The sequence below is a fragment of the uncultured Lutibacter sp. genome, assembly GCF_947493565.1.
GTDB lineage: Bacteria > Bacteroidota > Bacteroidia > Flavobacteriales > Flavobacteriaceae > Lutibacter > Lutibacter aestuarii.
Map to the genome: position 1 here is coordinate 170,478 of NZ_CANLRG010000007.1, position 12,693 is coordinate 183,170.

The following is a 12,693-nucleotide window of genomic DNA, read 5'->3' on the forward strand; positions in this document are numbered from 1 at the left end:
TTTTTACATTTTTAGTTTTATTTATAAATAGTACTTTTGTCAAATCCTTTAAAAAATGACTTAAGTCATATATTTTTTAAAGAAAATATTGTACCAAACAAGAAAGAAAAGATTTTTTTTAAGTATGAAAAGTGTGAAACAACACAGTCCATTATCAAGATTAGTCACTAATAGTCTTGCTTTCCTTTTATTTTTTTCACTTAGTTTATCAGCGCAAGAAGGCGATGTTGCAAATGGAGAAAAACTCTTCAAAGCAAATTGTGCTGCGTGTCATAAGCTAGATAAAAAATTAGTTGGCCCTGCTTTAAAAGGGATAACTGATAAAAGAGAACAAGATTGGTTAATTTCTTGGATTAAAGATAGTCCAGGGATGATTAAATCAGGAGATAAACTTGCAATTCAAGTTTTCGAAGAGAACAATAAATTGCCAATGACAGCAAATCCACATTTATCTGATCAAGATATTGTTGATATTTTAGCTTACACTAAAGGAGAGGAGGCAGCTCCTAAAGCAGCACCTGTAGCTCAAGAAGTTGACCCAGGAGTTGAGCGTGGTAAGCAAATTTTTAAAGCAAATTGTGCAGCTTGTCATAAGTTAGAAGGAAAATTAATTGGTCCTGAATTATTAAAAATTACTGATAAGCGTGAAGCAGATTGGTTAAAAGCTTGGATTAAAGATAATAATGCCTTAGTTGCATCAGGTGATAAATTAGCAAAGGAAGTACAAGATAGTAACCCTGCGGCTATGACTGCATTCCCTCAATTATCAGATCAAGATATTGATGATTTATTAAAATATTTAGCTGTAGGTGATGTTAAAGCAGTAACTACAGTAACAGCTGATGCTGGGAGTGAAGAGTTGTTTAATAAACCTGGTTTAGGTGTTTTGCCAACATTAGGGTTAACTATTTTAGCTTTCTTACTATTATCTATTATTGTTGCAGCAACTACAAATAAAAAAGTGGCTGAAGATGAAGAAGCTACAGAAAGCATGTTAAAAACTATGATTTTTAACCCTTTCTTACGTTTCTTAACGTTAATATTTGTTTTATTAGGTGGAGCTTGGATGTTGTTTGGATGGCTAATGCAAATAGATGTTAACGAAGGGTATCAACCAATTCAACCAATTGCATTTTCACATGCGGTTCATGCAGGTGATAATAAAATTGATTGTCAATATTGTCACTCATCAGCGAAACATAGTAAAACTTCTGGAATTCCAACAGCCAATGTTTGTATGAACTGTCATAAGTCAATTTCAGAATATAATGGTGAGTTGTTTGGAGGCCATTCAAAAGAAGATTTAGACAATGAAATCCAAAAAATTTATGATGCAGTAGGTTGGGATAAAGACAATATGAAATACATTGAGGGTTATGAACAAAAACCAATAGAATGGATTCGTATTCATAATTTAGCAGATTTTGCTTATTACAACCACTCTCAACACGTAAATGTAGCAGGAGTTGATTGTCAAAAGTGTCACGGACCAGTTGAAGAAATGCATGAGATGAAACAGTTTTCTCCATTAACAATGGGGTGGTGTATAGATTGTCATAGACAAACTGAGGTTGATTTAACCGAAAATGGATATTACAAAAACATCCACGATCAATTAGCTAAGAAATACGGTGTAGAAAAAGTGACAGCCGCTCAAATGGGAGGTTTAGAATGTGGAAAATGTCACTATTAATATTAATTACGAAGTAAATAACCAAATATAAAATGGCATCAAACAAAAAATACTGGAAAAGTGTTGAGGAGCTAAATACAAAAAGCTCTATTGTTGATACGTTAAAACAAAACGAGTTTGTTGAAGAAATTCCTACTGATGAATTTTTAGGTGATAAAAAGAATTTGGAAGCCTCATCAACAACACGTAGAGACTTTTTAAAATACGTTGGATTTACAACTGCAGCAGCTTCTTTAGCTGCTTGTGAAGGTCCAGTAGTAAAATCAATTCCTTATGTAATTAAACCTGATGATATTATTCCAGGAGTTGCTGAATATTATGCAACAACAATGGCAGATGGTTTTGATTTTGCAAATGTATTAGTAAAAGTTAGAGAAGGACGTCCAATAAAAATTGAACCTAATAAAGAAGCAAATGGAACTACCAATGCACGTGTGCAAGCTTCCGTTTTATCATTATATGATAGCCTTAGATTGAAAGGTCCAAAGGCAAATGGAACTGAAATTTCTTGGGCTGATGCAGATCAACAAATTGTTTCAAAATTAAATGAAGTAAAAGAAGCTGGTTTACCAATTGCTGTTTTAACAGGAACTTGTGCAAGTCCTTCAACAAAAAAACTTGTCAATAAATTAAACGAAACTTTTGGTAATGTAAATCACGTGGTTTATGATGCTGTTTCAGAATCTGCTGCATTAGATGCCTTTGAAGCAATGTACGGTTCAAGAGCATTACCTGATTATAATTTTGAAAAAGCAGAAGTTATAGTTTCAATTGGAGCGGACTTTTTAGGTGATTGGCAAGGTGGAGGTTTTGATGCGAGTTATGCTAAAAGCAGAGTGCCTAAAAATGGAAAAATGTCTCGCCATATTCAGTTTGAATCAAATATGACCTTAACAGGTGCAAATGCTGATAAACGTTTAATGATTAAACCATCTCAGCAAAATTTAGCACTTATCAAATTATACAATGCGGTAGTAAGAGGTATTTCAACAAGAGAAGCTTCTCCTTTAAATGATGCAATTTTGAAAGCTGCAGCTCAAATTAAGGCAGCAGGTTCTAAAGCAGTTGTGGTAACAGGTATTCAAGATAAAAATGCTCAATTATTAACTTTGGCTATTAATAATGCAATTAATAGTGAAGTAATTGATGTAGTTGCTATAAAAAACGTTAGAAAAGGTAATGATGCTGAAGTTACTCAACTAATTTCAGATATGAATGCTGGCAAAATAGGAGCATTAATTATTAACAATGCAAATCCTGTTTATACGTTACCAAATTCTTCTGAATTTATTGAAGGCTTGAAAAAAGTTAAATTATCTGTGGCATTTTCAATGCAAGATAACGAAACAGCAAAAACTGTTCAATATGCATTAGCTACGCCACATTACTTAGAGTCTTGGGGTGATGTTACTATTAAAAAAGGACATTATAGCTTAATGCAACCAACTATTAAACCATTATTTAATACGCGACAATTTCAAGATTCGTTATTAGTTTGGACAGGTAGTACTTCTTCATATTATGAATTCTTAAAAGAATCTTGGAAAACAGATATATTAGAAGGTAAATCTTGGAATCAAGCATTGCACGATGGTGTTTTTGTTACTGAAACTGTAGAAGAAGTAACAATAAATGAAGTTGATATTAATGCAGCAGGAACTGAATTAGGAAAAGTTAAAGGAACTGATTTTGAGCTTTCATTATATACAAAAACCGGTTTAGGAGATGGTCAAATGGCTAATAACCCTTGGTTACAAGAATTACCAGATCCAATTACAAGAACTTCTTGGGATAATTACTTAACAATGTCTAAAGCAGATGCTGAATCATTAGGAGTAATAAATCATAATGTAGCCAATGGAGCATTGAATGGAAGTTTAGTTGAAATTACTGTCAATGGAGTTTCTGAAGTGTTACCAGTTTTAATTCAACCTGGTCAAGCAAAAGGTTCTATAGGTCTAGCGCTTGGTTATGGACGTAAAGAAGGACTTAAAGAAGAAATGCAAACGGGTAAAAATGCTTACCAGTTTTATAAAGGATTTAATACATATCAATCTGATGTTACTCTAAAGTTAGCTGAAGGCGAACACGAATTTGCTTGTGTTCAATTGCACAATACTTTAATGGGTAGAGGAGATATAATTAAAGAAGCTACTTTAGAAGATTATAATCATATTGATGCTAAAGAATGGAATAAAGTACCAGTAGTTTCGTTAGATCATAATGAAGTAGAAGCAACAACAGTAGATTTATGGGATTCATTTGATAGATCAATTGGACATCATTTTAATTTATCAATTGATTTAAACGCTTGTACTGGATGTGGAGCTTGTGTAATAGCTTGTCACGCAGAAAACAATGTACCAGTTGTTGGAAAAGATGAGATTAGAAAATCTAGAGATATGCACTGGTTGCGTATTGATAGATATTATTCTCATGAAGAAGATTTTGCTGGTGATAATGAAAAGAAAGAAGCAGGGAAAGGGGTTATTGGATATAAAGATACTATGGCAGAATTAGAAGATCCTTCTGAAAATCCTTCAGTAGCTTTTCAACCAGTAATGTGTCAACATTGTAACCACGCACCTTGTGAAACAGTTTGTCCTGTAGCAGCGACTTCTCATGGTCGTCAGGGGCAAAATCAAATGGCTTATAACCGTTGTGTTGGTACTCGTTATTGTGCAAATAACTGTCCTTATAAAGTACGTAGATTCAACTGGTTCAACTATCCAAATAATAGTGAATTTGATTACAATATGAACGATGATTTAGGTAAAATGGTGTTAAATCCAGATGTTACTGTTCGTTCTCGTGGTGTAATGGAAAAATGTTCAATGTGTATTCAAATGACTCAAGCTACCATTTTAAAAGCAAAAAAAGAAGGTAGACCAGTAAACACCAATGAGTTTGAAACAGCTTGTTCAAATGCTTGTAGTACTGGAGCTATGGTATTTGGTGATGTGAACAATGAAGAAGATTCTGTTACAAGTTTAACAAAAGATAAAAGAGCGTATCATTTACTGGAGCATATAGGTACAAAACCGAATGTTGTTTACCACGTGAAAGTTAGAAATACGGAAGAAGCATAAAAATAATAATAATAGATAATAATTAAATAGATTATGTCGTCTCATTACGAAGCACCTATTAGAAAACCTTTAATTGTAGGAGATAAAAGCTACCATGATATTACTGTTGAAGTAGCAGCTCCAGTTGAAGGAAAAGCAAATAAATTATGGTGGACAGTTTTTACAATTGCACTTTTAGCCTTTCTTTGGGGATTGGGTTCAATTATTTACACCATTGGAACAGGAATTGGAGTTTGGGGATTAAATAAAACCGTAGGTTGGGCTTGGGATATTACCAACTTTGTATGGTGGGTAGGTATTGGTCACGCAGGAACCTTAATTTCGGCGGTACTTTTACTTTTCCGTCAGAAATGGAGAATGGGTATTAACCGTTCAGCTGAAGCTATGACAATTTTCTCAGTAGTTCAAGCAGGTTTATTCCCAGTAATTCATATGGGACGTGTATGGAACGCTCATTTTGTGTTACCAATTCCAAATCAATTTGGGACACTTTGGACCAACTTCAACTCTCCATTATTATGGGACGTATTTGCTATTTCAACATATTTATCGGTGTCATTAGTTTTCTGGTGGACTGGTTTGTTACCTGATTTTGCAATGTTAAGAGATAGAGCAATTAAACCTTTTCAAAAGAAAATTTATAGTTTATTAAGTTTTGGTTGGACTGGTAGAGCAAAAGACTGGCAGCGTTTTGAAGAAGTTTCTTTAGTACTTGCTGGTTTAGCAACACCTTTAGTATTATCAGTACATACCATCGTATCATTTGACTTTGCTACATCGGTTATTCCTGGATGGCATACCACAATTTTCCCTCCTTATTTTGTTGCTGGAGCTGTATTTTCTGGATTTGCAATGGTGAATACGTTACTTATTATAATGAGAAAAGTTTCAAATTTAGAAGCGTATATTACCAAACAGCATATAGAATTAATGAACATAGTAATTATGATTACTGGTTCAATTGTTGGATGTGCGTATATTACAGAATTATTTATTGCTTGGTATTCTGGTGTAGAATATGAACAATATGCTTTCTTAAACAGAGCAACTGGTCCTTATTGGTGGGCTTATTTATTGATGATGAGTTGTAATGTATTTTCACCACAATTTATGTGGTCAAAAAAATTAAGAACAAGTATCACATTCTCATTTATAATTTCAATAGTTGTAAATATTGGAATGTGGTTTGAAAGATTTGTGATTATTGTAACTTCATTACATAGAGACTATTTACCATCTTCATGGACTATGTTCTCACCAACATTTGTTGATATAGGAATTTACGTTGGAACTATAGGATTTTTCTTTGTATTATTCTTATTATATGCAAGAACATTCCCAGTTATAGCTCAAGCAGAAGTTAAATCTATTTTAAAGTCATCAGGAGAAAAATTTAAAAAATTAAGAGACGGAAATCATGAGTAATAAAGTAGTACAAGCAATGTATAATGATGATGACATCCTTATGGATGCTGTAAAAGAAGTACGTGCAGCAAATCATCATATTGAAGAAGTTTATACACCATTTCCAGTTCATGGTCTAGATAAAGCTATGGGATTAAAGGGAACACGAATTGCAATTACCGCTTTTATGTATGGGTGCGTAGGATTTTCATTTGCAGTTTGGATGATGAATTATATGATGATTGAACAGTGGCCTCAAGATATTGGTGGAAAACCAAGTTTTACATTTTTCCAAAATATGCCAGCATTTGTTCCAATTATGTTTGAAATGAGTGTGTTTTTTGCAGCACATTTAATGGTAATTACTTTTTATATGAGAAGTAAATTATGGCCATTTAAACAAGCAGAAAATCCAGATCCTAGAACAACAGATGATATGTTTGTAATGGAAGTGGCAGTTGAAGGTGACGAAGCTGAATTAATTTCGTTTTTAGAAAAAACAGGAACTGTTGAAATTAAAGTAACTGAAAAGTAATAATTAAAATGAAAAACATTTTAAAAATAGCAATAGCATTGGTTTTTATTTTTACTTTATCATCTTGTTGGGGCGATAAAACAAAACCAAATTACCAATATATGCCAGATATGTATAAGTCAGTTGGTTATGAAACTTATACAACAAATCCAAATTTTTCAAATGGTATGACAACTCAACTACCTGTAGAAGGAACTATTTCAAGAGGAAATGTACCTTATGAGTATGAAAATACCAATGAAGGTTATGAAGCAGCAAAATTAGAGCTTAAAAATCCATTAGAAGTTAATGAAGTTAACCTAGCTAATGGAAAAAAAATGTATGATATATATTGTATTTCTTGTCATGGAAAAACTGGAGCAGGTGATGGTGTATTAGTACAGCGTGATAAGTTTTTAGGAATTCCTAATTATAAAGATAGAGAAATTACAGAAGGAAGTATTTATCATGTAATTATGCATGGTAGAAACCTAATGGGGTCTCATGCATCACAGTTAACAGCGAAAGAGCGTTGGCAAGTAACCTTGTATGTTCAACAATTGAGAACTGAATTATTAAAATAACACTTTTACTAAGATAGAAATTAAAGATATGTATACCTTTTCAAGTAAATTAAAAACATTTTCATTTGCATTAATGATTGTAGGTCTTTTAGGTGTTGCTTACGGTTTTTTCTCTACACCAAGCTCAGTAGAAGATGTTAAAGTAATGTTACAAGAAACCCATGATGCACATGGTGAAGTAGCGGTAACTCATGAAAATAATGCTCATGCAAGCGAAAATGCTGTCCACGAAACAACACATTCTGATGATGCACATGCGGAACATGTATTTCATTTATTAAAAAATAAGCCTTGGTCAGCATTATATGTAGCACTGTTTTTCTTTTTTATGATTTCATTAGCAACGTTGGCATTTTACGCTATTCAACATGCTTCTCAAGCAGGATGGCCTGTTGTTTTGTTTAGAGTTATGGAAGCAATTACAGCTTATTTGCCAATAGGAGCTATTTTACTTTTTGTATTTTTTGTGCTTTCATCATTACATATGAACCATTTGTTTACTTGGATGGATCCTGAAGTTGTAGCACATGATGAACTTATTCAAAATAAATCAGGGTATTTAAATGTGCCATTTTTCTTAATACGAGCAGCAATTTATATGGCTGGTTGGATATGGTATCGTCAGTATTCAAGAAAATTGACATTGGCTCAAGACAACGCTTCAGATTTAAGTAATTATACGAAATTATTTAAAAGTTCAGCAGCATTTTTAGTATTCTTTTTAGTAACAGAATCTATGATGTCTTGGGACTGGATTATGTCATTAGACCCACATTGGTTTAGTACCTTATTTGGATGGTACGTTTTTGCAAGTATGATAGTTTCAGCAATTACAACGATTGCTTTGATTTCTATATATTTAAAAGGAAAAGGCTATTTAGAGTTTGTGAATGATAGTCACTTACATGATTTAGCAAAGTTTATGTTCGGATTTAGTATTTTTTGGACCTATTTATGGTTTTCACAATTTATGCTAATTTGGTATGCCAACATTCCAGAAGAAGTTACTTATTTTGTATCGAGATTTAATGAATATAAAATACCTTTCTTAGGAATGTTAGTTTTAAACTTTGTGTTCCCTTTATTAGTTTTAATGAACAGTGATTATAAACGAGTTAATTGGTTTATAGTTTGTACAGGGATTGTTATTTTAATAGGTCATTATGTTGATATTTATGTGATGATTATGCCTGCAACAGTTGGAGATCAATGGAGTTTTGGAGTTTCAGAATTAAGCTCAATATTATTAATATTAGGAATATTTATTTATGTTGTATTTACAGCATTATCAAAAGTTCCTTTATTAGCAAAAGGAAATCCTTTTATTAAAGAAAGCGAAGACTTTCATTATTAAAAATTAAATAATTATATTGAAAAGAATCCTGAATTCGTAGTTATTCAGGATTTTTTTTATATTTGCGACCACTATAACACTAACTAAAAAATATGACAGCATTACTTTATGTATTACTTGCCATTGTTGTTGCCGTAGCAATATGGCAAATAGCAAGTATTCTAAATTTAAAAAGTGCAATAGCCACTGAGAAGGACAATAACACTCAAGGAATTCTATTTGCAGCATTTGGTATTTTCTTTTATGGGTTAATGATATTTTCTTTTGTAAAATATTCATCAATCCTTTTACCTGACTCTGCTTCACTTGAGGGAGAAAAGTATGATACTTTGTATTTTATAACCATGTTATTAATACTAGTTGTACAAGCAATCACTCAATTTTTACTATTCTTTTTTGCTTTTAAATACAGAGGTATTAAAGGTAGAAAAGCACTTTTTTATGCAGATAGTCATAAATTAGAAACTATATGGACAGTAGTACCAGCTGTTGTACTTGCAGGATTAGTTTTATATGGTTTAACAGTATGGAATGATGTAATGGACTCTTCAGATGCTGAAAACCCATTAATTATTGAAGTGTATGCTAAACAATTTCAATGGGAAGCCCGATATGCTGGTGCCGATAATGAACTTGGTTTAGCAAATGTTAGAAACATTAAAGGAATCAATACAATGGGGGTAGATATGACTGATAAAAATGCTTTGGATGATATTCCTGTGCGTGAATTACGTTTGCCTAAAGGAAGAAAAGTAATATTTAAATTCCGTTCGCAAGATGTTTTACATTCAGCTTATATGCCTCACTTTAGAGCTCAAATGAATTGTGTTCCTGGTATGGTAACTGAATTCGCTTTTACACCTTCATTAACAACTGAAGAAATGAGAGCAAATGAAAAAACTATTACTAAAGTTGAAGGCATTAATAAAATTAGAGCTGAAAAAGGAGAGGACGCTTATGAATTTGACTATTTACTACTTTGTAATAAAATTTGTGGCGCTTCACATTATAACATGCAAATGAAAATAATAGTTGAGGAAGAAGAAGACTTCAACTCATGGTTGAAAGATCAAAAAACAATGGCACAAGTTGTACAATAAAAATTAACTACTACACTACTAATAAAAAAATAGATTATGTCAGATCATCATCATAAAGAAACATTTATTACAAAATACGTTTTTAGTACTGACCATAAAATGATTTCAAAACAGTATTTAGTTACTGGTATTTTTATGGGAGTTATAGGGGTATTTATGTCAATGTTATTTCGATTACAAATTGCTTGGCCAGATAAATCATTTAGTATTATTGAAGCATTTTTAGGTCATCATCAAGATGGTGGAGTTATGTCTCCAGATATCTACTTAGCATTGGTTACTATACACGGTACTATCATGGTATTTTTTGTGTTAACCGCTGGTTTAAGTGGTACTTTTAGTAATTTATTAATTCCTTTACAAATTGGAGCAAGAGATATGGCATCAGGTTTTTTAAACATGGTTTCTTATTGGTTATTCTTTTTGTCAAGTGTAATTATGGTTTGTTCATTATTTATTGAAGCAGGGCCTGCATCAGCAGGTTGGACCATTTATCCTCCATTAAGTGCTTTGCCACAAGCTATTCCAGGTTCTGGTTTAGGAATGACACTTTGGTTAATATCAATGGCTATTTTTATAGCTTCTTCATTATTAGGTTCGTTAAACTATATAGTAACGGTACTTAATTTAAGAACTGTAGGAATGAAAATGACTCGTTTACCATTAACTATTTGGGCATTTTTTATTACTGCTATCATTGGAGTGGTATCATTCCCAGTATTATTATCAGCAGCACTTTTATTAATTTTTGATAGAAGTTTTGGAACGTCATTTTATTTATCCGATATTTTTATTCAAGGAGAAGTGCTACATTATCAAGGAGGTTCTCCAGTTTTATTTGAACACTTATTTTGGTTTTTAGGCCATCCAGAAGTTTATATTGTTATATTACCAGCAATGGGTATAGTATCTGAAATTATCGCGTGTAATTCTAGAAAGCCAATATTTGGTTATAGAGCAATGATAGGTTCTATTATTGCAATTGCCTTTTTATCTACAATTGTATGGGGGCACCATATGTTTGTTTCTGGAATGAACCCATTTTTAGGTTCTGTTTTTACATTTACAACATTATTAATTGCAATTCCTTCGGCAGTAAAAGCATTCAACTGGATTACAACAATGTGGAAAGGAAACATTCAAATGAATACAGCGATGTTGTTTTCAATCGGATTTGTTTCAACATTTATATCAGGTGGTTTAACAGGGTTAGTTTTAGGAGATAGTGCCTTAGATATTAATGTACATGATACGTATTTTGTAGTTGCACATTTCCACTTGGTAATGGGTGTTTCTGCAATTTATGGTATGTTTGCAGGCGTATATCATTGGTTCCCTAAAATGTATGGCAGAATGATGAATAAAACATTAGGATATTGGCATTTTTGGATAACTGTTGTAGCAGCTTACGGAGTTTTCTTCCCAATGCATTTTGTTGGTTTAGCTGGTTTACCACGTAGATATTATTCAAATACAGCGTTTCCTTTATTTGATGACGTAGCTGATGTTAATATTGTAATTACATTGTTCGCTATTTTAGGTGGTGCTGCTCAATTAATTTTCTTAGCTAACTTTTTTATTAGTATATATAAAGGAAAAAAAGCAACTCAAAACCCTTGGAAATCAAATACTCTTGAATGGACTACCCCTATAGAACATGTACATGGAAACTGGCCTGGAGAAATACCAGCTGTTCACCGTTGGGCTTATGACTATAGTAAACCAGGACATGAAGACGATTTTGTTTCTCAAATCACACCTTTAAATGAAGGAGAAGAAGAATCATAATTATTAAAAATATATTTTTAATTTAAAACCTTTCTATTTTTTAGAAAGGTTTTTTTATTTCTTCTATCTTTGTTTTTATGAATGAAAATTTGAATCCTGATAAAACTAATTTTTCACCTGAAGAATTGGACGTTGAAAAAAAATTACGTCCATTAACTTTTAGTGACTTTACAGGACAAGAGCAAGTTTTAGAGAATCTTAAAATTTTTGTTGAAGCGGCGAATTTAAGAGACGAAGCCTTAGATCATACGTTATTTCATGGTCCCCCAGGTTTAGGAAAAACTACATTGGCACATATATTATCCAATGAATTAAATGTAGGTCTTAAAATAACTTCAGGTCCTGTTTTGGATAAACCAGGTGATTTAGCTGGGCTATTGACCAATTTAAGTGAACGAGATGTATTGTTTATTGATGAAATTCATCGATTAAGTCCAATTGTAGAAGAATATTTATATTCTGCAATGGAAGATTATCGTATCGATATTATGATTGAATCTGGACCAAACGCTCGTACTGTTCAAATAGATTTAGAACCATTTACTTTAATTGGAGCCACTACACGTTCAGGTTTATTAACAGCACCAATGAGAGCTCGATTTGGAATTAGTAGTAGATTGCAATACTATAATACAGAACTACTTACTACTATTGTTCAACGAAGCGCCACCATTTTAAAAGTGCCTACTTCAATGGAAGCAGCAATTGAGATCGCAGGTAGAAGTAGAGGAACACCTCGTATAGCAAATGCTTTATTGCGTAGAGTTAGAGATTTTGCTCAAATTAAAGGAGATGGAACAATTACCATTGAAATTGCAAAATATGCCTTAAATGCCTTAAACGTAGATGCTCATGGTCTAGATGAAATGGACAATAAGATTTTGACTACAATTATCGATAAGTTTAAAGGAGGCCCTGTAGGGATAAGTACATTATCAACAGCAGTTGGAGAAAATTCTGAAACCATTGAAGAAGTTTATGAACCTTTTTTAATTCAAGAAGGTTTTATAATGCGTACACCAAGAGGAAGAGAAGTTACTCATTTAGCTTACAAACACTTAGGTAAAGTTAAAGGAGAAAGTCAGGGAGAACTATTCTAAACAATATGTGATTAAAATCACAAAACTAAATTTTTATCGCTGTACTTTTGTAGTGATAATTAGCATA

General features: G+C 32.4%; 9 protein-coding genes. All 9 read left to right on the forward strand.

The features are described 5' to 3' along the window. Positions 1 to 124 precede the first annotated feature (124 nt). The 9 genes from Q0714_RS10595 to ruvB all read left to right on the forward strand — a co-directional run bounded on the left by Q0714_RS10595 (position 125) and on the right by ruvB (position 12,626). On the forward strand, positions 125 to 1,693 hold the full coding sequence (locus Q0714_RS10595; RefSeq protein ID WP_298264810.1) for a c-type cytochrome: 1,569 nt from the start codon (positions 125 to 127) through the stop codon (positions 1,691 to 1,693). Positions 1,694 to 1,725: 32 nt separating this feature from the next. Beyond that, positions 1,726 to 4,782: a TAT-variant-translocated molybdopterin oxidoreductase gene (locus Q0714_RS10600; protein WP_298264811.1), complete on the forward strand. Its 3,057-nt coding sequence runs from the start codon at positions 1,726 to 1,728 to the stop codon at positions 4,780 to 4,782. A 33-nt stretch (positions 4,783 to 4,815) separates the two neighbouring features. Next, positions 4,816 to 6,207, forward strand: coding sequence for an NrfD/PsrC family molybdoenzyme membrane anchor subunit (gene nrfD / locus Q0714_RS10605; protein ID WP_298264812.1), 1,392 nt, complete (start codon positions 4,816 to 4,818; stop codon positions 6,205 to 6,207). After that, on the forward strand, positions 6,200 to 6,721 hold the full coding sequence (locus Q0714_RS10610) for a DUF3341 domain-containing protein (protein ID WP_298264813.1): 522 nt from the start codon (positions 6,200 to 6,202) through the stop codon (positions 6,719 to 6,721). Before nrfD ends, Q0714_RS10610 begins: the two co-directional genes overlap by 8 nt. Positions 6,722 to 6,729: 8 nt before the next feature. Then, positions 6,730 to 7,284: a cytochrome c gene (locus Q0714_RS10615; protein ID WP_298264814.1), complete on the forward strand. Its 555-nt coding sequence runs from the start codon at positions 6,730 to 6,732 to the stop codon at positions 7,282 to 7,284. Positions 7,285 to 7,312: 28 nt separating this feature from the next. Beyond that, positions 7,313 to 8,638 carry a quinol:cytochrome C oxidoreductase gene (locus tag Q0714_RS10620; RefSeq protein WP_298264815.1) on the forward strand — a complete coding sequence of 442 codons (1,326 nt, stop codon included), beginning with the start codon at positions 7,313 to 7,315 and terminating at the stop codon, positions 8,636 to 8,638. A 92-nt stretch (positions 8,639 to 8,730) separates the two neighbouring features. Further along, positions 8,731 to 9,738 carry a cytochrome c oxidase subunit II gene (locus Q0714_RS10625; RefSeq protein WP_298264816.1) on the forward strand — a complete coding sequence of 336 codons (1,008 nt, stop codon included), beginning with the start codon at positions 8,731 to 8,733 and terminating at the stop codon, positions 9,736 to 9,738. Between the two features lie 36 nt (positions 9,739 to 9,774). Then, complete coding sequence (locus tag Q0714_RS10630; protein ID WP_298264817.1) at positions 9,775 to 11,526, forward strand: cbb3-type cytochrome c oxidase subunit I; 1,752 nt, start codon at positions 9,775 to 9,777, stop codon at positions 11,524 to 11,526. Between the two features lie 77 nt (positions 11,527 to 11,603). Further along, the gene (gene ruvB, locus Q0714_RS10635) at positions 11,604 to 12,626 is read left to right on the forward strand and encodes a Holliday junction branch migration DNA helicase RuvB (RefSeq protein WP_298264818.1); all 1,023 of its coding nucleotides are present in this window, start codon (positions 11,604 to 11,606) and stop codon (positions 12,624 to 12,626) included. The last annotated feature ends 67 nt before the right edge of the window (positions 12,627 to 12,693 follow it).